The sequence below is a fragment of the Sphingomonas sp. CFBP9019 genome, assembly GCF_034045155.1.
Taxonomy (GTDB): Bacteria; Pseudomonadota; Alphaproteobacteria; order Sphingomonadales; family Sphingomonadaceae; genus Sphingomonas; species Sphingomonas aerolata.
This window is the reverse complement of sequence record NZ_JAXCWK010000003.1, coordinates 98744-118248: the sequence shown is the minus strand read 5'-3', so window position 1 is coordinate 118248 and position 19505 is coordinate 98744. Positions and strand designations below refer to the sequence as shown.

The 19505-nt window shown below is 69.1% G+C and carries 17 protein-coding genes; 9 read left to right on the top strand and 8 right to left on the bottom strand.

What is annotated here, in order from left to right; translation table 11 throughout:
* The first annotated feature begins 17 nt into the window (after positions 1–17).
* The 4 genes from uxuA to SOM18_RS08475 are packed head-to-tail and all read left to right on the top strand — an operon-like array spanning position 18 to position 5039.
* Entirely contained in the window at positions 18–1187 is a 1170-nt protein-coding gene (uxuA, locus tag SOM18_RS08490) for a mannonate dehydratase (RefSeq protein WP_320481544.1), read from the top strand.
* Complete coding sequence (gene uxaC, locus SOM18_RS08485; protein ID WP_320481543.1) at positions 1184–2596, top strand: glucuronate isomerase; 1413 nt, start codon at positions 1184–1186, stop codon at positions 2594–2596. The genes uxuA and uxaC overlap by 4 nt, the downstream gene beginning before the upstream one ends.
* A complete protein-coding gene (locus tag SOM18_RS08480; protein WP_320481542.1) occupies positions 2593–4038 on the top strand; it encodes a mannitol dehydrogenase family protein in 1446 nt (481 codons plus the stop codon). Before uxaC ends, SOM18_RS08480 begins: the two co-directional genes overlap by 4 nt.
* Complete coding sequence (locus tag SOM18_RS08475) at positions 4035–5039, top strand: sugar kinase (RefSeq protein ID WP_320481541.1); 1005 nt, start codon at positions 4035–4037, stop codon at positions 5037–5039. The genes SOM18_RS08480 and SOM18_RS08475 overlap by 4 nt, the downstream gene beginning before the upstream one ends.
* 6 nt (positions 5040–5045) lie before the next feature.
* Here the strand turns inward: SOM18_RS08475 and SOM18_RS08470 are convergent, their stop codons facing one another.
* Positions 5046–6008 carry a 2-hydroxyacid dehydrogenase gene (locus SOM18_RS08470; RefSeq protein WP_031440144.1) on the bottom strand — a complete coding sequence of 321 codons (963 nt, stop codon included), beginning with the start codon at positions 6006–6008 and terminating at the stop codon, positions 5046–5048.
* Between the two features lie 176 nt (positions 6009–6184).
* On the opposite strand from SOM18_RS08470, the gene SOM18_RS08465 reads away from it, so the two are divergent.
* The 4 genes from SOM18_RS08465 to SOM18_RS08450 all read left to right on the top strand — a co-directional run bounded on the left by SOM18_RS08465 (position 6185) and on the right by SOM18_RS08450 (position 9731).
* On the top strand, positions 6185–6463 hold the full coding sequence (locus tag SOM18_RS08465) for a hypothetical protein (protein WP_128082125.1): 279 nt from the start codon (positions 6185–6187) through the stop codon (positions 6461–6463).
* A 135-nt stretch (positions 6464–6598) separates the two neighbouring features.
* Positions 6599–7174 carry an SAM-dependent methyltransferase gene (locus SOM18_RS08460; protein WP_245336700.1) on the top strand — a complete coding sequence of 192 codons (576 nt, stop codon included), beginning with the start codon at positions 6599–6601 and terminating at the stop codon, positions 7172–7174.
* Positions 7171–7434: a hypothetical protein gene (locus tag SOM18_RS08455; RefSeq protein ID WP_031440146.1), complete on the top strand. Its 264-nt coding sequence runs from the start codon at positions 7171–7173 to the stop codon at positions 7432–7434. The genes SOM18_RS08460 and SOM18_RS08455 overlap by 4 nt, the downstream gene beginning before the upstream one ends.
* A gap of 176 nt (positions 7435–7610) precedes the next feature.
* Positions 7611–9731: a phosphocholine-specific phospholipase C gene (locus SOM18_RS08450; RefSeq protein WP_031440147.1), complete on the top strand. Its 2121-nt coding sequence runs from the start codon at positions 7611–7613 to the stop codon at positions 9729–9731.
* On the opposite strand, the gene SOM18_RS08445 is transcribed toward SOM18_RS08450, so the two are convergent.
* The 6 genes from SOM18_RS08445 to SOM18_RS08420 form a co-directional block, all read right to left on the bottom strand.
* Positions 9701–10495 carry a MetQ/NlpA family ABC transporter substrate-binding protein gene (locus tag SOM18_RS08445; RefSeq protein ID WP_031440148.1) on the bottom strand — a complete coding sequence of 265 codons (795 nt, stop codon included), beginning with the start codon at positions 10493–10495 and terminating at the stop codon, positions 9701–9703. The two genes, SOM18_RS08450 and SOM18_RS08445, sit on opposite strands and share 31 nt — an antisense overlap.
* An 8-nt stretch (positions 10496–10503) precedes the next feature.
* A complete protein-coding gene (locus SOM18_RS08440) occupies positions 10504–11166 on the bottom strand; it encodes a methionine ABC transporter permease (RefSeq protein WP_031440149.1) in 663 nt (220 codons plus the stop codon).
* Entirely contained in the window at positions 11163–11897 is a 735-nt protein-coding gene (locus tag SOM18_RS08435) for a methionine ABC transporter ATP-binding protein (protein WP_081874219.1), read from the bottom strand. Before SOM18_RS08435 ends, SOM18_RS08440 begins: the two co-directional genes overlap by 4 nt.
* Positions 11894–12910 carry an LLM class flavin-dependent oxidoreductase gene (locus SOM18_RS08430; protein ID WP_031440151.1) on the bottom strand — a complete coding sequence of 339 codons (1017 nt, stop codon included), beginning with the start codon at positions 12908–12910 and terminating at the stop codon, positions 11894–11896. Before SOM18_RS08430 ends, SOM18_RS08435 begins: the two co-directional genes overlap by 4 nt.
* Positions 12910–13815, bottom strand: a complete 906-nt coding sequence (locus tag SOM18_RS08425; protein ID WP_031440152.1) for an ATP-grasp domain-containing protein — start codon at positions 13813–13815, stop codon at positions 12910–12912. Before SOM18_RS08425 ends, SOM18_RS08430 begins: the two co-directional genes overlap by 1 nt.
* A gap of 289 nt (positions 13816–14104) precedes the next feature.
* On the bottom strand, positions 14105–14713 hold the full coding sequence (locus SOM18_RS08420; RefSeq protein WP_042466819.1) for an alpha/beta hydrolase: 609 nt from the start codon (positions 14711–14713) through the stop codon (positions 14105–14107).
* A 312-nt stretch (positions 14714–15025) separates the two neighbouring features.
* On the opposite strand from SOM18_RS08420, the gene SOM18_RS08415 reads away from it, so the two are divergent.
* Complete coding sequence (locus SOM18_RS08415) at positions 15026–17596, top strand: TonB-dependent receptor domain-containing protein (RefSeq protein ID WP_320481540.1); 2571 nt, start codon at positions 15026–15028, stop codon at positions 17594–17596.
* Positions 17597–17641: 45 nt separating this feature from the next.
* On the opposite strand, the gene SOM18_RS08410 is transcribed toward SOM18_RS08415, so the two are convergent.
* Positions 17642–19465: a diguanylate cyclase gene (locus SOM18_RS08410; RefSeq protein ID WP_031440155.1), complete on the bottom strand. Its 1824-nt coding sequence runs from the start codon at positions 19463–19465 to the stop codon at positions 17642–17644.
* Positions 19466–19505: the final 40 nt, after the last annotated feature.

Genomic DNA, 19505 nt, shown 5'->3' with positions numbered 1-19505 from the left:
GGATGACGAGTGTGTTGATGACGCAGACGATGCGCTGGTTCGGGCCGAACGATCCGGTGCGGCTGGACAGCATCCGGCAATCCGGCGCGACCGAGGTGGTGACCGCGCTGCACGAGGTCCCGAAAGGCGAGGTCTGGACGCGCGAGGCGATCGCCGCGCGCAAGCAGATGGTGCGCGACGCCGGGCTCGACTGGACGGTGGTCGAGAGCCTGCCGGTCGACGAGGGCATCAAGACCCGCTCGGGCGAATGGGACCGGCTGATCGACGCTTACCGCGAGAGCCTGCGCAATCTTGCGGCCTGCGGCATTCGCGTCGTCACCTATAATTTCATGCCGTTGCTCGACTGGACGCGGACCGATCTCGCCTGGGAACTGCCCGACGGATCGCGCGCGCTTCGGTACGAGGCGATCGTGGTGGCCGCCTATGACCTGTTCATGCTGCAGCGGCCGGGTGCCGAGCAGAGCTATGCGCCTGCGGTGCGCGACGCGGCGGCGGCGCGTTTTGCGGCCATGGACACAGCGGCGCGCGCGGATCTCGAACGGACGATCCTCGCGGGCCTGCCGGGCAGCGAGGAGGGCTTCACCTCGGCCGCCTTCCTCGAGGCGATCGGCCGCTACGACGCGATCGACGCGGCGCGGCTGCGCGACAACCATGTCGCGTTTCTCGAGGCCGTGTGCCCGCTCGCCGACGAGCTCGGCATCGCGCTGGTCGTCCATCCCGACGATCCGCCCTTTCCGATCTTCGGCCTGCCGCGCGTCGTCAGCACCGAGGCCGACGTGACCGATCTCTTCACGCGCGTGCCCAACGTCTCGAACGGGCTGTGCCTGTGTACCGGGTCGTTCGGCGTGCGCGCCGACAACGACCTGCCCGGCATGGTCGACCGGCTCGGCTCACGGATCGGCTTCCTCCATCTGCGCTCGGTCCAGCGCGAGGCCGATGGGGCGTTCCACGAAGCCGATCATCTGGAGGGCGATGCGGGCATGGCGGCGGTCATGGCGGCGGTCCACCGGCTGTCGGTCCGCGAAGGGCGCAGCATCCCGATGCGTCCCGATCACGGTCATCAGATGCTCGACGACCTGACGCGCACGACCAATCCGGGCTATTCGCTGCTCGGCCGGATGCGCGGGCTCGCCGAACTGCGCGGACTTGAACGCGGTATCGCCTTTGCGGCAGGAGCCCTTGCATGACCCGTCCTCTCGAGCTTCATCCCGACCGGCTGTTCCCCGCCGATCCGACGACCCGCGCGATCGCCCGCACGCTCTATGCGGAGATCGCCGACCTGCCGATCGTCAGCCCGCACGGCCATACCGATCCGACCTGGTTCGCCGACAACGCCAACTGGACCGACGCGACGTCGCTGCTGCTCGCGCCCGACCATTATCTGTTCCGCATGCTCTACAGCCAGGGCGTCGATCTCGACGCGCTGACGATCCCGCGGCGCGATGGCACGCGGAGCGCCGATCCGCGCGTGGCGTGGCGGCTGCTCGCCGACCATTATGCGCTGTTCCGCGGCACGCCGTCGCGGATGTGGCTTGACCATGTCTTCGCCGAGGTGTTCGGGTTCGACGTCGCGTTCGAGCCGGCGACCGCGGACCTGTATTTCGACACGATCGGCGAAAAGCTCGCGACCGCGGCGTTCCGCCCGCGCGCGCTGTTCGACCGGTTCCGGATCGATTTCCTCGCCACCACCGAAGGCGCGCATGACAGCCTCGACGCGCATCACCGGATCCGCGAGAGCGGGTGGAACGGCCGTGTCGTCACCACCTATCGCCCCGACGGCGTGATCGATGTCGAGCACGAGCAATTCGCCGGCGCGCTACGCCGCTTCGGCGAGCTGACCGGCGAGGACGTCTATGGCTGGCAGGGCTATCTGGCCGCGCACCGCAAGCGCCGCGCCGATTTCCGCGCGGCGGGCGCCACCGCGACCGATCACGGCCACCCGACCGCCGCGACCGCGAACCTGTCGACCCCCGAATGCGAGGCGCTGTTCGCGCGCATCACCGGCGATGACTGGACCGCGGCCGACGCCGAGCTCTTCCGCGCGCAGATGCTGACCGAGATGGCGGCGATGAGCGTCGAGGACGGCATGGTCATGCAGATCCATCCGGGCTCGGTCCGCAACCACAATGCCGGGCTGTTCGCCAGTCATGGCCGTGACAAGGGCGCGGACATTCCCGGACGCACCGACTATGTCCACGCCCTCAAGCCGCTGCTCGACCGGTTCGGGACCTCGACCGCGCTGTCGATCATCCTCTTCACGCTCGACGAGACGGTCTATGCACGCGAGCTGGCGCCGCTGGCGGGGCATTATCCGTGCCTGAAGCTCGGCCCCGCATGGTGGTTCCACGATAGTCCGGAGGGCATGTGGCGGTTCCGCGAGATGACCACCGAGACCGCGGGCTTCTACAACACCGTCGGCTTCAACGACGACACGCGCGCCTTCCTGTCGATCCCGGCGCGGCACGACGTCGCGCGCCGCATCGACTGCGGCTATCTCGCGCGGCTGGTCGCCGAGCACCGGCTGGAGGATTGGGAGGCAGCGGAGCTCGCGCGCGAACTGACGAGCGATCTGGTCCGCAAGGCATACCGGCTGTGAGGCTGTCCAGGGCCACGCGATCCGCGCTCGCCTCTGACGTGACGCAGCCGGCATCCTCGGCGGTCACGGTCGGGCGGATCGTCCATCTCGGGATCGGCGCGTTCCACCGCGCGCATCAGGCGGTCTATACGCAGGATGCGTCGACGCCGGACGTAGGGTGGCGGATCACCGGCGTGTCGCTGCGCTCGCCGCAGGTGCGCGACACGCTCGCACCACAGGACGGGCTGTATACCGTGACCGAACGGTCGAACGGCGTCAGCGCGACCCGGCTGATCGACGTGATCGACACGCTGCTGGTCGCCGCGGAGGATCCCGACGCGGTGATCGCCGCGCTCGCCGACCCCGCGACCCAGGTCGTGACGCTGACCGTCACCGAAAAGGGCTATTACCGGCATCCGGCGACCGGCGCGCTGCTCGTCGACGACCCGGCGATCGCGCACGATTTGAGCGGCGGCGTGCCGCGGACGATCTTCGGCTTTCTGGCGGCGGCGCTCGATCGGCGGCGCGGCGCGGGGGCAGGGGGACTGACGCTGGTGTCGTGCGACAATCTGTCGGGCAATGGCGCGCTGTTGATGCGCCTGCTGCTCGCGTTCGTCGAGCGCCGCGATGCGGATCTGGCCGGCTGGGTGCGCGCGCACGTGACCGCGCCCGACACGATGGTCGACCGGATCGTGCCCGCCTCGACCGAGGCCGACCGTGCGGGCGTCGCGACCGCGATCGGGGTCGACGACGCCGCCGCGCTGGTCACCGAACCGTTCCGGCAATGGGTGATCGAGGACCGCTTCGCCGGCCCGCGCCCGCGCTGGGAGGCGGCGGGGGCGCAGATCGTCGACGACGTCGCGCCGTTTGAACTCGCCAAGCTGCGGCTGTTGAACGCCAGCCATTCGACGCTCGCCTATGTCGGGCTGCAACGGGGCCACGCCTTCGTCCATGAGGCGATCGCCGACCCGGCGCTGCGCGCGTTCGTGATCGCGCAGATGCAGGAGGAGGCGGTGCCGAGCCTGACCGCGGCGGCGGGGCTCGACCCGGCGGCGTATATCGACGCGATCCTCGACCGCTTCGCCAATGCCGATCTGCACCACCGTCTCGACCAGATCGCGATGGACGGATCGCAGAAGCTCCCGCAACGCTGGATCGCGACCGTCGCCGGGCGGCAGGCGCAGGGGCTCGACAGCCCGAAGCATCGGCTCAGCATCGCCGCGTGGATCGCCTATACCGCCGCCGCGCCCGCCATGGCCGACGATCCGCTCCGCGATCGCTACGCCGCGATCTGGGCGGACACGGCGGGTGACGCGCGCCGGGTCGTCGCGCGGTTCGTCGGCGAGCTCGGCATATTCCCCGCCGATTTCGACCACGCGGCGCTGGGCGATGCGGTGGTAACGTGGCAGGCGCAGGGGCCAGAGGCCGCGCTGCGCGGCGCCATCGGAGAGCCCGTCGCATGACCGGTACGATAGTGTGTTTCGGCGAGATGCTGTTGCGGCTCGCCGCGCCCGATCGCGGGCATCTGTTCCAGGACGCCCGGCTCGACGCGCATTTCGGCGGCGCGGAGGCGAACGTCGCGGTCGCACTCGCGCGGATCGACGTGCCCGCCGCGGTCGTCACGACGCTGCCGCACGGCCTGATCGGCAATGCGGCGCTCGATTCGGTCCGTGCCGCCGGCGTCGACGTCTCGCGCGTGGTGCGCGCGGACGGCCGGCTCGGCCTGTATTTCCTGTCGCCGCCAAGCGGGTCGCGCGGCGCGCAGATCGTCTATGACCGCCTCGACAGCAGCTTCGCCGTGACCCCGTCGAGCGCCTATGACTGGCCCGCGATGCTGGACGGCGTCGGCTGGTTGCATCTGTCGGGGATCATTCCCGCAATCGGTCCGGGTGCCGCGCAGCTGTCGCTCGATGCGATCGCGGCGGCGCGGGCGGCGGGGGCCAGGGTCTCGTTCGACGGCAATTTCCGCGCGAGCATGTGGGCGCGCTGGTGCGCCGATCCGCAAGGCGTGCTGGTCGACCACGTCGACGGTGCGGACCTGTTGTTCGGCAGTCACCGCGATATCTCGCTGCTGCTCGGCGAGGACCATGCCGGTGACACGCCGGACGCGCGGCGTCGCGCGTGCGAGGCCGCGTTCGCGCGGTTTCCGACGCTCGCCTGCATCGCCTCGACCGCGCGCCGGGTGATCGATGCCGATACGCACGCCCTGTCCGCGCGCGTCGATCGCCGCGACGACTCGTTCGAGACCGAGACTGTCCTCGTCACGCAGATCGTCGACCGGATCGGCACCGGCGACGCGTTCGCCGCGGGCGTGCTCTCCTGCCTCGACGACGGGTGCGAGGCGGCGGCGCGCCGCGGCCTCGCGCTCGCCGCGCTCAAGCACGGCACCGCGGGCGATCACAGCCGGACGACGCTGACCGATCTCGCCGACTTCACCGGCGCGCCCGCCGACGTGCGGCGGTGACCCGCCTCAGACGGGGTTCGGCGTCTCCGCGACCGGGGTGAGCGCCTGCCCGGTCTCGAACCACGCGCGCAGATTGTCGACCACCAGCCCGCCCATCGCCGCGCGCGTCGTCTTCGACGCCGAACCGATATGCGGCAGCAGCACCGTGTTCGGCAACGCGCGCAGGCTGGCCGGGACATTGGGTTCGTCCTCATAGACATCGAGCCCGGCGGCCAGGATCGTGCCCTGCTGCAACGCCGCGATCAGCGCGTCCTGATCGACGACGCTGCCGCGCGCGACGTTGATGAACACGCCCTGCGCGCCCAGCGCCTCGAGGACCGCGGCGTCAACCAGATGCTGCGTCCCCTGACCGCCGGGCACGATCGCGATCAGCACGTCGCACGCCGCGGCCAGCGCGACCGGCGTGTCGTGATAGTCATAGCCGATATCCGCCTGTCGCGACCGGCCGTGATAGGCGATCGGCACGTCGAACGCCGCGAGCCGCCGCGCCACCGCCTTGCCGATCGCGCCAAGCCCGAGAATCCCGATCCGTCGTCCGCGCAGGCTCGGCGACAGCGGAAACGACGTTTCCGCCCAGATACCGTCGCGGACATGGCGATCGGCCTGCGGGATCCCGCGCAGCGTCGCCAGCAGCAGCCCGATGGTCAGATCGGCGACCTCCTCGTCCAGCACGCCGGGCGTATTGGTCACGACGATCCCGCGCGCCGCGGCGGCGTCTGCGTCGATCCCGTCATAGCCCACGCCGAAATTGGCGACGATTTCGAGCGCGGGCAGCCGGTCATACCAGGACGCGTCAATCCGCCCCGCGAGCGAACTCGCCGCAAGCCCGCGGACGCGCGGCGCCACCGTCGCGAGGAACGCGTCGGGGTCTTCCTGCTCCCATAGCCGGTGCACGACGAACCGCTCGCCCAGCGCGTCGACGACGCTCGGCAGCATGGGGGCGGGGATCAGGATTTCGGGTCGGTTCATGCCGGGGGTTTACGCATAAATGGCGCGGGCAGACACCCCCTTCCGGGGCCCCCGCGGCGGCCGCCGCATGCGAGAAAACTGCCCAACCCTATGCCGCCGCTACGCAAAAGGCCGGGATCGCTCTCGAATTGCTATGCCGCGGCCGATAGCTGGAGGGCCACGACAAGGAGAGTGGCATGGCAGCGTGGCATCGTTCGCGGCGCGCGGATCTTGGTCTGCGCGCGGTGGGACTTCTCCTCTGCGCAATGGCGTACATCGCCGTGTGGCGGCTGTCCGCCCTCGCGCTTTCCCCTCACGCCGCGGGTGCGTTGGCCTTCGCGCTCGCCGCGATCGGCTTTCTGGGGGCGAGCGCGGGCAGTGTCATGGTGCTACTCGGGCATCACCTGTTCGACGGTATCGCGGTCAGCGAGCGCTGGCGGCCCCGCGTCCGCGCCACGCCAGCGACCACGCACTGAAATGCGACGAGCCGTTGCGCCCACTATGGCGCCACTATGGGGTTTCGGGGAATCGCTCTCGAATCCCTATGCCGCGGTTCGTAATTCGGGTTTGCGGGCGCCTGGACGCCCGATCACACAGGCAAAAGCGCGAACATGTCGTCTGAACCCACGCCGGAGCCCCGCGCACGCGGGCGCGTCATTCCTCTCGGCCAGAACAAGGCGGGCCACGGGCGTGTGACCCCGGCACTCGGCGCCACGGCTGAAGCGAAGGCGGACATGCCCGCCACCATGACCCGAGCCTGCGCACGCCGCGCGACGCGCGATCCGCGCTGGCCGCATATCGCGGCGGCGCTCGCCGATCTGCGCGAACGGCATCGCCACGCGGTCCGGATCGTCGATGCCGACTGTGCATGCGGGACGCTGCTGATCGAAACCGTGCGTTACGCCCGCGCGCTCGGCTTCACCGCGATCGAGGGGCAGGGCGTCGCCGATGCGCCGGCGCTGATCGGCCGCGCCCGCGCCGCTGCAGCGCGGCTGCACGATCCCGCGATCGGGCTCGACTTCGAGGTTGGCGGTCTGGCGCAGGCGCTCGCCCGCGAAGCCGATTTCCCCGCCGACATCGTGCTGTGCCACGACCAGGACGGCGGCATCGCGCGGCTGCTGGCGGCCGCCGGCACCCTCGTGATCGGCGATCCCGTCGCGACGCGCGTGCGGAGGCAGGCGGCATGACGCGGCGCGACCTGCAATGGAAGGCGGGCGGCTTCGCGCTGATGGCCGTCTCCTGTGCGCTGTGCGTGGCGGTCGACGGATCGCCGCTCATGCTCCTCTTCTTCCCGCTCGCGCTGCTCGGGTTGCCGCTGATGATCCACGGCAAACGCGTCGGGCAGATGGTCCGGGCGGAACGCCGCGGGCACAGCCACACGGTCGACGCCGTCCATGCCGCGCGCCTGCGTCGGCGCGGACGGGGCTGCGACGGCTCCGGCCGCTGACCAGCAGAGGACCTGTTACGGACATCGTCGACGATCGCATGTCACGCTCGTGCAACCTGTCGGCTTTAGCGATCCTGGATGAACACGCCGTCGCCGCTGTCGCTCGACTGCCGATCTGAACCGGGCATGGTCCGCTCGCGTTTGCTTACCATGCGCTCCTCCTGTGGGTTGCCCCGATGACCGATGTCTCCCGTCGTACACTGCTCGGTGCAGGCGTCACCGGGGCCGCGCTGTCCGCGTTTCCCGCGGCGATCGCGCGCGCGGCGGCGATCGCACCCGAGGTGAAGACGGGCTCGATCATGGATGTCGAGCATGTCGTCATCCTGATGCAGGAAAATCGCGGTTTCGATCATTATTTCGGCACGTTGCGCGGCGTCCGCGGCTTTGCCGACCGGTTGCCGATCCCCGTGGCCGCATCGTCTGTGGGCGGGGCGACGGCGCCGGTCTGGTATCAGCGCGACCGGACGGCACCGGGCGGCGCGCGCACCGTGCTGCCCTTCCATCTCGCCACGCGCACCAATTTCGACCTGATGCGGATGGAGGGAACGCCGCACAGCTGGCCCGATGCGCAGCGCGGCTGGGACGAGGGGCGGATGGCGCACTGGCCCGAGGCGAAGAGCCAGCGGGCGATGGGCCATTACCGGCGCGAGGACCTGCCGTTCCAGTTCGCGCTCGCCGAGGCGTTCACGCTGTGCGACGCCTATCACTGCTCGGTGCAGACGGGGACGAACACGAACCGGCTGTTCCTGTGGAGCGGTACCAACGATCCCGGCGGCACGCTGGGCGGTCCGGCGATCGGCAATTCGCATGACAGCTTGCCCGAGGATGGCGGCGATCCCGACCCCTATCGCTGGACCACGGTCGTCGAGCGGTTGCAGGCCAAGGGGGTCGACTGGCGCATCTATCAGGACATGGCGGACAATTTCACCGACAACCCGCTGGTCGGGTTCGCCGCCTTCCGCGCGGCGCATCATGCGGCTGGCGACGCGGACCTGCGCGATCGGGCGCTGACGACGCGCGGGCTCGACGCGCTGCGTGCCGACGTGCTGGCCGGGCGGTTGCCGCAGGTTTCGTATGTCATCGCCACCGCGAAGGGATCCGAGCATCCCGGTCCGTCGAGCCCGGCACAGGGCGCGGCCTATACCGCCGAGCTGCTCGACGCGCTCACCGCGGACCCGAAAATCTGGGCGCGGACCGCCTTGTTCGTCATGTTCGACGAGAATGACGGCTTTTTCGATCATGTCCCGCCGCCCGCGCCGCCGTCGCGCGCTGCCGACGGCACGTTGCTTGGCGGATCGACGGTCGATCTGACCGGCAGCTATCACCTTAACCCGAGCAAGGGCGATGCGGCACTCGACCTCCCCGCCTATCGCGGCCGCGCCTATGGCCTGGGGCCGCGCGTGCCGATGTACGTCGTCTCGCCGTGGAGCCGGGGCGGGTGGGTCAATTCGCAGGTGTTCGACCACAGCTCGGTGATCCGCTTCCTCGAACAGCGGTTCGATGTCCACGAGCCCAACATCGCGCCGTGGCGCCGCGCGGTCTGCGGCGACCTGACCTCGGCGTTCGACTTCACCGCCGCCGACGTCGCGCCCTTCGCGGCGATGCCCGATCCGCGCGCCGATGCCGCCCGCGCCGCGGCGATCCCCCGGCAGCCGAGCCCGCAGGCACCACGGGGTGAGTCCCTCCCGTGGCAGGAACCCGGCATCCGCCGGTCCCGCCCGCTACCCTATGCGCTGCGCGTCGCTGAGACGATGACGGGTGACGCGATCCGGCTGCACTTTGCGGCCGACGGCACGCAAGCCGCGGTCTTCCACGTCTATGACCGCCGGAGCCTGGACCAGCCGCCACGCCGCTTCACCGTCGAGCCCGGGCGCACGCTGGATGGGCAATGGGGTTTCGACACGGAGGGGCGCTATGATCTCTGGGTGCTCGGCCCCAACGGATTCCATCGGCATTTCACGGGGCATCGTGACGACCCGGGCCTGGTGTCGCGGCTCGTCTGGCACGCGACACCGACCGAGCTGGCATTAGTGCTCCCCGCCGGACACCGCGAACACGGGCTGGTCGCGCAGGTTGAACGCGTCGGGGCAGGGGTGCTGACGACCAGGCTGGTCGACGCGCACTACCGCTGGCCGCTCCGCAACAGCCATGGCTGGTACGACGTCACGATCACGGCGGCGTCGGCGCCGACCTATCGCCGCCGCGTCTCGGGGCGGGTCGACGCGCCCGGGCGGATGACGTGCAGCGACCCATTCGTCACCGCGGCTCAGAACGCCGGCAGCACCGCGCCCGCATAACGGTCCGCGATGAAGCGCCGCGTCTCGGGGCTTCGCAGCGCAGCGATCAGCTTGACGACGCGCGGATCCTTGTCGCCACCGGGCAGGCCGACGACGAAATTGACATAGGGGCTGTTCTTGTCCTCGATCGCGAGCGCGTCGCGCACCGGATTGAGCTTCGCGTCGAGCGCGTAGTTGGTGTTGATCAGCGCCAGATCGACCTCGCCGAGCGTGCGGGGCAGGGTGGCGCCCTCCAGCTCCTTGAACTTGAGGCTCTTCGGGTTGGTCGCGATGTCGTTGAGGCTCGACAGCGGGTTGGTCGGGTTCTTCAGCGTGATCAGCCCGGCCTTTTGCAGCAGCAGCAGCGCGCGGCCGCCGTTGCTCGGCTCGTTCGGGATCGCGACGGTCGCGCCGATCGGGACCTGCGCGATCGTCTTCCACTTGCGCGAATAGGCGCCCAGCGGCTCGACATGGACGCCCGCATAGGGAACCAGATGCGTGCCGCGCGAGGCGTTGAACTCGTCGAGATAGGGCTTGGTCTCGAAATAGCTGACGTCGATCTGCTTCTGCTCCACCTGCAGATTGGGCTGCACATAGTCGTTGAAGACGCGGATCTTGAGATCGACGCCCTGTTTGGCGAGCGCCGGCTTGATCGATTCGAGAATCTCGGCATGCGGCACCGCGGTCGCGGCGACGGTCAGCGCCGTGCCGTCATCCGTCTTGGCGCCACCGCATGCGGCGAGCGCGAGCAGCGAGAGCGAGGCGAGCAGAGTGCGGCGGTTCATGGCATTTCCTAGCGGCGGGTGAAGTGGCGGGCGAGCGCGTCGCCGGCATATTGGATGATCTGGACGAGCACGACCAGCAGGACGACGGTGACGACCATCACGTCGGTCTGGAAACGCTGATAGCCGAAGCGGATCGCGAGATCGCCGAGCCCGCCCGCGCCGACCACGCCGGCCATCGCGGTGAACGAAACGAGCGCGACCGCGGTGACGGTGGCGCCCGAGATCAGCCCCGGCATCGCCTCGGGGATCAGCGCGCGCGTCACGATCTGGCGGGTCGTCGCGCCCATCGCCTGCACCGCCTCGATCGTCGTCCGGTCGATCTCCTTCAGCGATCCCTCGACGAGTCGTGCGTAGAATGGCGCGGCCCCCACCACCAGCGGCGGGATCGCGCCCGCGACGCCCAGCGACGTGCCGACCAGCAGCACGGTCAGCGGGATCATCACGATCAGCAGGATGATGAACGGCACCGATCGCAGGATATTGACGGCGATCCCGAGCGCGCCATTGGCAAGCCGGTTCTCGATCAGCCGCCCCTTGCCGGTCAGATACAGCAGCACGCCCAGCGGCACGCCGAGCAGGATCGTCAACACCAGCGACCCGCCGAGCATGATGAGCGTGTCGAGGCACGCCTGGCCGATATCGGACCAGTCGACATTTTCGAAGAAGGTCATGCGGCGAGGGCCGCCAGCATGCGCCGGGTCGCCGGATGCGCGGCGTTGGCGAAGATGTCGGTGACGGTGCCGGTCTCGACGACCTGGCCGCGTTCGAGCACCGCGACGCGGTCGCAGACGTAGCGGACGACGTCCATCTCGTGCGTGATCAGGACGATCGTCAGCCCGAGGTCGCGGTTGAGGTCGCGGAGCAGCGTCAGCACCGAGCGCGTGGTTTCGGGGTCGAGCGCGCTCGTCGCCTCGTCGCACAGCAGGATGTCGGGATCGGTGGCGAGCGCGCGGGCGATGCCGACGCGCTGCTTCTGGCCGCCGGACAATTGGGCGGGGTATTTGGCGGCGTGATCGGACAGGCCGACCCGGTCGAGCAAGGCGGCAACCTTGCTCTCGCGCGTTGCCTTTGCGACGCCCGCGAGCACCAGCGGGAAGGCGACGTTCGCCGCGACCGTCCGCGAGGAGAGCAACCCGAAATTCTGGAAGATCATGCCGATCCGCCGCCGGAGCGCGCGCAGATCCGCCGCCGACAGGCTTGCGACGTCGATACCGTCGACCTCGACGCGCCCGGACGTCGGCCGTTCGAGCGCATTGATCAGCCGGATCAGCGTCGACTTGCCCGCGCCCGACTGACCGATCACCCCGAACACGCCGCCCGCCGGGATCTCCAGCGACACGCCGTCGAGCGCCGCCGCATCGCTTGCCGGGTAGGTTTTGGAAACGTCGCGCAGGCGGATCATGCGGACCCCATGACCTGCACCGCGAACCGCTCCATTTCCTCGGCCTGCGGGCTCATCTGGAGCAGCAGCAGGTCGAGACCGGCGGCCTCATATTCCGCGATCCGCTCCTTCAGCTGTTCGGGCGTGCCGACCAGATTGGGGCGCAGCCCGCGGTTGGAGACCGAATATTCCTGGATCTTCAACTCGCGTTCGAGCTGCGTGCCCGATAGCCACTGGTCGAAATTGGCATAGCCCGCGGGCAGTTCGGTGACGCTGGTGATGCGCTCGAGTTCGCGCTTTGCCTCGGCCTCGCTGTCACGGACGATCGCATAGGCGGCCATGCCGTACTGCATCGGCGCACCGCCCGCGGCTTCGCGTCGTGCCGCCATGTCGGCGATCTTGGGTGCGATCGCCGCCGCGGGGTCGCCGTGCATGACATAGGCGTCGCACTTGGCCGCGATCATCGCCTTCGCCTTCTCGCTCTCGCCGCCGGCATAGACGGTCGGGCGCTTGACGGGCTTGGGCGAACAGATCGCCTGCTCGGTGGTGTAGAACTGCCCGGCAAAGTCGAACCGCTCCTGCGTCCACAACCCGTCGACGACGGAGAGCCATTCGTCGGTCCGCGCATAGCGATCGTCATGCTGGTCGAACTGCAGGCCATATTGCTTCGCCTCGTCCGCCCACCAGGACGACACGACATTGAGCGCGAGCCGCCCGCCCGAGATCCGGTCGATATTGGCGGCCGCCTTGGCGAACAGCGCGGGGTGGTGGAAATTGGGGCGCACCGCGACCATCAGCTCGATGCTGTCGGTCACCGCCGCCAGCGCCGCCGCGGTCGACCACGCATCGAGCGCGGGCTGTTCTACGCCCTTGATGTCGTTAAGGTTCAGCTCGGCGATCAGCGTCAGATCATAGCCCCAGCGCTCCGCATTCTGCGTCAGCGCTTTGGTATAGGCCCAGCTCGCCTCCATCCCCTCGTCGGGGACGTTGCGAAGCCACCCGCCGAAAACCGGAGTCCAGTATCCATAGCGCATCAACGAGTCTTCCCAATCTGTTCGATCAGGTAATCGACGAGCCGGTCGTGCGGATCCCAGCCGAGGACGTCGAGCGGCCTGGCGACGAAGTTCGACAGCGCGTTGATGTCGTAGAAGCGCGCGACGCCGTCGCGGTCGTCGATCATCACCTCGACCCCGCCGACATCGAGATCGACCGCGCGCGCGATCGCCTCGGCGGCATCCTTGAGCACCTGCGACGGCTCGACCGCGGCCATCTTGATCCCCGAGCCGGGGACGACGCACGCATCCGCCGGGCAGAGATCGAACGCGCCGCCGCCCGCGACCTCGATCGCATAGAGGAACTTGCGGTCGAGCGTCTCGATCCGGGTGATCGCGCCACCCCGGACGGGGACATATTCCTGCACCAGCAGCACGCCGTCGACGCTGCTCGGCAGGCCATTGTCGGTAACCGCGGTGCGGAGTTCGTCGAGGCTGTCGAAGCGGATGATCCCCGCGCCCGATCCACCGATATTGGCCTTCACGACCAGCGGGAAGCGCAGCGTCTGCGCCGCGGCCACGACGTCGGCGGCGCGGTGGACGATACGCGTCTCGGGGATTGCGAGGCCGAGCGACGCGATCAGCGACAATTGCCGCGCCTTGGAGGCGTCGATCGCGAGCACGTCGGCGCCGTTGATCACGCGCGCACCGGTGCGGCGCCAGTGATCGAGCATCGCCATCGTGTCGAAGATCGGATGCTCGTCGCTGCGCAGGAAGCTCGACATCGCGATGCGGTTGAACACGACGCGCGCCGGCGCGGTCTGGTCCGCGGGGTTCCAGAACCCGTCCGGCGTGGCGCGCGAGAACTCGACGCCGCGCGCGTCGAGCGCCGCGAACAGCGGCACGAACCAGGCGGGATGTTCGTAAAGGACGGCGAGATCGGTCATGAAGCCTCGGATGAATTGAGCGCGCCCTCTGCCACGCCGACGCGCCAACCGCCATCGATAGCGGCTTTGGCGCGATCAAGCCTGGGTTTAGGGAACGGCGCCGGCGCCGGCGGTCGCTCCAATCAATCCCCGGGATCGACCTGCGCGATCTCGACGCGGCACGCTTTGCCACCTTGCGTCGGGCTTGCCGCCTCGACCTTCCCCTATCCCGATGCGCTCACCCAGCCGTTCGGCGAGTGGATCCGCGGCCGGTTCCGCTCGCGCAGGACGCCGCTGGTCTGCGGCGCGCTCAGTCGATCGCGGCGGGTCGGCGAAGGCGCCGTGCGGGGCTGGGGCCGGGCGTGAACGCATCGCCCGGCACCCGGTGCTCGAGCAGCGGGAGCAGCGCGATCAGCCCTGCCTCTTCCTCGGTCGGGGTGGCGGTGCGCGTCGTCGGCGGCTGTGCGGCAATCGATCCGCGCTCGACGAAATGACTGCCCCAGCGATCGGCCAGCGCCAGTACCCGGTCGATGAACGGGCCGGGGGCACAGGCGACGACCGACGGGAAGGGCAGGCGTGTCGTCGGCCCTGGCCGCGCCGCCGCCGCGATCGCCTCCTGACCGAAACCGACCGACAGCGGCGACAGCAGGACCGCGCCCTCGATCGCCTGCAGATAGCTGCGCGGCGACAATTGCGCCCACCACGCGACGGCCAGACACGCGACCCCCTGCGCCAGGATCACCGCCGGCTCCTCGCGCCGGGCAAATGCCGCGTCGAGCTGCAGTGCCCAGCGACCGCTCTGAAATTTCGCGAGATCCAGTTCGATCGTCGGGATCGCGGCGTCGGGGACGGGATCGCCCCGGATCACGACGATCACGGCATGCTGGGTATCGATCGAAGCCTTGTCCCTGACGGCCATAGCGGATCACCTCGGATAGACCTGCAGCAGCGCGCGACCATCGATCTCCGACTCGCAGTCTCGCGCTACGGTTACGAAGCGTAATCCGGCCCGGACGATAGGCAATAGTCTTGCGTCATCCCATGCCGCCGATGCGCCGGATCGCGTCCCGACGCCAAGATCCGCGGCGTGACCGCGCTGCCTTCAGGCATTCTGCCCTGCCTGCTTTCATAAGCCGCCCTATTCCCGACATATAATACCGCTCCACTCGATGTCGCCCCTGCGTGAGAGTGTGACGATGATCGATCCCCCCGCCATCCCGATCCGCCGTTCGTGAGGGTTCACGCGCCGGTCCGCCTGTACCCGTCGATCCTCGTCTGCCTCGGGGGCGGCGTGGTCTGTCCCGCGGCCGGATCGACGCAGGCGATACCCGTGCCGGCATCGGCGTCGGGCGACGACATCGTCATCACGGGCCAGCGGAGCGCGGGCAGCGCGGTCGGGGCGATCGATCCGACCGCGACCCTCGATCAGGCCGGGATCCAGTCGCTGGGTGCGACCGATCTCAAGACGCTGCTCGAACGCCTGAAGCCACTGACGACGTCGGCGAGCGGCGGCGATCCGGTCTATCTGCTCAACGGTCGACGCATGTCGAGCATGAACGAACTCTACAGCCTGCCGCAGGAGGCGATGGAGAAGATCGAGGTCCTGCCCGAGTCCGAGGCCGCACGCTTCGGGTTTCCGTCCACCATCCGGGTGATGAACTTCATCACCAAGAAGCGGTTTCGCGCGGTCACCTACCAGCAGGCCACGGGTGTCACGACCGAAGGCGGGGGCGAGACAAGCTATGCCGAGGTGACCGCCGCGCGGATCGACGGGCCGCGCCGCGCGACGCTGACGCTGTCGCATCTTCGGCTCAACCCGATCCTGCAGAGCGAACGCGCGATCCTGCCCGATCCGGACACCCTCTATGCGCTTGGCGGCACCGTTACGGGAGTAGGCGGGGCCAGTATCGATCCCGCGCTCGATGCGCTCGTCGGGGCCCCGGTCACGATCGCCGCCGTGCCGGACGACCCGGCGGGGCGCGACAATCTGGCGGGCTATGCCGCCGGCGCCGGCGCACCCGCGGTCACCGATATCGGGCGTTATCGCTCGCTCCAGCAGCGCAGCGACAGGATTTCGGTCGACGGAACGCTCGCGGCGCCGATCGGGCGGACGATGAGCGGATCGCTCAACCTGTCGATGGAGGCGCAGCGTAACATCGGCGTGAACGGTCTGGCGCCCGCGCTGCTGAGCGTGCCGGGAGGACGCGGCGCGCTGCCCTTTGCGGATGATGTCCTGCTTTATCGCTACCTGCCCGACGCGGTGCTCCGGCAGCGGAGCACCAGCCTGACGCTGCATGGATCGGGCATGGTTCAGGGCAGTATCCGGCGCTGGGGGTGGAACGTCACGACCAGCTATGACCGGGTGCAGGGGGTGGCGCGGTCCGAACGCGGCGTGCCGATCAACGATCTGCAGGCCGCGATCGATGCGGGGGGCGATCCGTTGGCGCGCGTAAGTTCCGAGGCGGCGGCGCTTCGGCTGGCCGATCGCAGCCGGACCGTTACCGGCACATTGCTGACAAAGGCGGTCGCGAACGGCCCGCTGGTCCGGTTGCCGGCCGGCGACGCGCAGATCACGCTCTCGGGGGATTATGCCCGGTCGAGCAGTTCGGGCAGCCTGCCGGGCTTGCGCGACACGACGCTCGATCTGACGCGCACCACCGGGGGGGGCAGCGTCAACGCGGATCTGCCGATCGCCTCTGCCAATCAGGACGTTCTCGCGTTTCTCGGACAGCTGTCGGTCAACGGCATGATCGGCGTCTCGGACGTGTCCGATTATGGCCGGCTGCTCAGTTCCAACTACGGCCTGACATGGTCGCCAGTGCGGCCGGTCCAGCTGATCGCCTCGGTCAATGCCGCGCAGACCCCGCCGGCGATCGCGCTGCTGACCAACCCGACGGTAACCACCCCGAACACGCCGTTTTTCGATTTCACCACCGGCACCAGCGTGCTCGTCACGACGATCGCCGGCGGGAATCCCGCGCTCGACCCGGAACGCCGGCGGCTCGTCACGCTGGGTGTCGCCGTGTCGCCGATCAAGGCCCGCGATCTGCGGCTCACGCTCAACTATCTCCAGACGCGCATCGACAATCAGACCGCGACGCTGGGCAGCGCCACCCCGGCCTTCCAGACCGCATTTGCCGGGGCGTTCCAGCGTGATGCGACAGGACAGCTCGTCAGCGCCGACCTGCGGCCGGTCAACATCGCCCGCGAACGCGAAACGAAGATGCAGGCGACGATCAGCCTGTCGACGCCGATCGGGCGTGCGCCTGCGCCGCTGACGCCGCCCGTCGGCATCGCCGCGAAGGATGTGCCACCGCCGGCGCCACCCCGGCCCCGGGCGCACCTCAACATGTCGATGACCACGACGTGGCGGCTCGACGATCGCCTGTCGTTGCGGAGCGGGGGGCCGGCACTCGATCTCCTCGATGGCGACACGCTGACCGGCACCGGCGGACGACCGCGCTGGGAAACCGAGCTGAACCTCAGCGGATCGCTCGGGGCTGCGCGTATCGGCGTGTTCGGCCGTCTGCAGGGGCCGACCCGGATCCGCAGCGACCTGGCGGCGTCGGATCTGCGCTTTTCAGGTCGGACCTGGCTGGTGCCCTATAGCTCGCTCAAGGTCGACCAGATCGTCAAACATCCCTGGGCAAGCAACATGACGCTGCAGCTGACGGTCGAAAACCTGCTCAACGACCGTATCGCGGTTCGCGACCGGCTCGGGCGGACGCCGAACCGGTTCCAGGCGGCGTATATCGATCCGGTCGGCCGGTCCGTCAGGGTGGGGCTGCGCAAGCTCTTCTGACACCGCCCGGTACGGCGGAGGATATCGATCTCCGGAGCGCCCCGATCAGGCCGCGAGCGCGCTGATCGTCGCGCGGTTGCGGCCGTCGCGCTTGGATTGATACAGCGCCATGTCCGCCGCCTGGATCAGCGTCGCGCCCTCCCGGTCCATGATGTCCGTCCAGGTCGCGATGCCGAACGACATGCTGGTCGATCCCAGCGCGCGGTTGCCGTGGCGGACGGCGATCTCGGAGATCGCCTGCCGGACGATATCGACACGCTTGGCCAGCGCCTCGGCGGTCGTGCCCGGCGCGATGATGGTGAACTCCTCGCCGCCGAAGCGACAGACGACATCGCCGTCGCGGAACCGGCTGCGCATCTCGGCGGCAACCTGCTGGAGCACCGCGTCCCCCGCGTCGTGACCGAACTCGTCGTTGAACCGCTTGAAATGATCGACGTCGCACATGACCAGGCTGAGCGGATTGCCCGACCGCGAGGCGCGGGCGATCTCCAGCTTGAGCGCCTCCTCCATGTAGCGGCGGTTGAACAGGCTGGTCAGCGGATCGCGGATCGTCTGTTCGCGCAGCGACCGCTGCAGGCGGTGGTTCACCAGCGCCGAGGCGATGTTCTCGGTCAGCACGTTCATCCGGAAGCGGTTCTCGGCCTCGATCCTGCCGCGCAGATAGAGCACGCCGATGACCTCGCCGCCCGCGAGCAGCGGCTCGCAGTGATAGACCTCGCCCTCGGCGACATGCGCGCAGACGATGTCGCGGCGCGGATCCACGACCGAATGGCTCTGGCCACGGCGCAGTGCCCAGCACCGCTCCGGCGCGAAGCCGTCGTCCGGCACGACGATGTCTCCCCAGCTGGCGACCGGGACCAGGCAGTTGCGCGAGTTGTTGTGCGCGTACAACGCGCCGGGAATGTCGGGCAGGACCTGCGGTACGAACACCCGGATGATCTGGGCCAGCTCGTCGTCGGTGCGTGCGGCCTGCATGCGATGCGCCATGCCGCCGAGCAGCTCGATCACGTCGCCGCGTTCGCGCAGCGTCTTGGTATTGCGCTCGAGCTCGGCGTTGACGACCTGCAGCTGGCGCTCGCTCGCGCCCTGATCGGAAACCGCGCCCTCCAGCCGGTCGGCCATCGCATTATAGCCGATCGCGAGGCGGTTGAATTCGCGCGACCCCATCGCGGTATCGATCCGTGTTTGCTCGTCCCCGCTGCCGAGCGCGGTCATCGCGCGCAACATGGTTTCCAGCGGGCGGCGGATACCTTGCACCAGCAAGGTAAAGCCGCCGATGACGATCAGCGCGACGGCGATCGCGCCGAAGATGGCAAGCCGCTTGCCGCGGCGCAGGCGCTGCGCCGCCGCATCCTGCCGCGTGGTCTGCAACGCGCGTTCCTCTTCGAGAAACGCCTCCCCGCGCACGCTGATCGCATCCATCAGGTCGCGCCCACGGCCGCTGGCGATGATCGTGACCGCTCCCGCAAAATTGCCCCGGCGGGCAAGGTCGAGCGGCTGGCGCAGAAAGGCGGACCGCTCCTTCATCAGCAATGCCATTTCGCGCGCACGGGCATGCTGGCGCGGGTTGTCGCGGGTCTGGCCCGCAACCCGCGCGATGGTCCGGGCGGCGCTGTCCAGGCGTTTGGCGAAGGACCGCGCATAGGCCGGATCCCGCGTGATGACGAACCCGCGCTGGCCCGATTCGGCCTCGCGCAGATCGTTCAGCGCCGCCTCGGTCGTCTCGATGACCTGCGCGGAATGGGCGGCCCATTGGAAGCTCTGGCTGGCCTGGTACGAGGCGTCGGCGAGCAGCCCGGCCAGCGACCCCAGTGCCAGGACCACGATGAGGCCGATCGCGACGATCCGCGCAGTAAGCGATATGAACATTGCGCTATGTTAAACAACAAAGACTTAGCTTTTGGTTACT

Bases quoted from the DNA above. Each gene is read 5' to 3' on its own strand.
- SOM18_RS08425 (WP_031440152.1), bottom strand. From the start codon at position 13,815: ATGACCGATCTCGCCGTCCTTTACGAACATCCCGCCTGGTTCGTGCCG.
- SOM18_RS08420 (WP_042466819.1), bottom strand. From the start codon at position 14,713: ATGGCCGTCAGGGACAAGGCTTCGATCGATACCCAGCATGCCGTGATC.
- SOM18_RS08440 (WP_031440149.1), bottom strand. From the start codon at position 11,166: ATGACCTTCTTCGAAAATGTCGACTGGTCCGATATCGGCCAGGCGTGC.
- SOM18_RS08435 (WP_081874219.1), bottom strand. From the start codon at position 11,897: ATGATCCGCCTGCGCGACGTTTCCAAAACCTACCCGGCAAGCGATGCG.
- uxaC (WP_320481543.1), top strand. From the start codon at position 1,184: ATGACCCGTCCTCTCGAGCTTCATCCCGACCGGCTGTTCCCCGCCGAT.
- SOM18_RS08475 (WP_320481541.1), top strand. From the start codon at position 4,035: ATGACCGGTACGATAGTGTGTTTCGGCGAGATGCTGTTGCGGCTCGCC.
- SOM18_RS08430 (WP_031440151.1), bottom strand. From the start codon at position 12,910: ATGCGCTATGGATACTGGACTCCGGTTTTCGGCGGGTGGCTTCGCAAC.
- SOM18_RS08465 (WP_128082125.1), top strand. From the start codon at position 6,185: ATGGCAGCGTGGCATCGTTCGCGGCGCGCGGATCTTGGTCTGCGCGCG.
- uxuA (WP_320481544.1), top strand. From the start codon at position 18: ATGACGCAGACGATGCGCTGGTTCGGGCCGAACGATCCGGTGCGGCTG.
- SOM18_RS08450 (WP_031440147.1), top strand. From the start codon at position 7,611: ATGACCGATGTCTCCCGTCGTACACTGCTCGGTGCAGGCGTCACCGGG.
- SOM18_RS08445 (WP_031440148.1), bottom strand. From the start codon at position 10,495: ATGAACCGCCGCACTCTGCTCGCCTCGCTCTCGCTGCTCGCGCTCGCC.
- SOM18_RS08470 (WP_031440144.1), bottom strand. From the start codon at position 6,008: ATGAACCGACCCGAAATCCTGATCCCCGCCCCCATGCTGCCGAGCGTC.
- SOM18_RS08410 (WP_031440155.1), bottom strand. From the start codon at position 19,465: ATGTTCATATCGCTTACTGCGCGGATCGTCGCGATCGGCCTCATCGTG.
- SOM18_RS08460 (WP_245336700.1), top strand. From the start codon at position 6,599: ATGTCGTCTGAACCCACGCCGGAGCCCCGCGCACGCGGGCGCGTCATT.
- SOM18_RS08455 (WP_031440146.1), top strand. From the start codon at position 7,171: ATGACGCGGCGCGACCTGCAATGGAAGGCGGGCGGCTTCGCGCTGATG.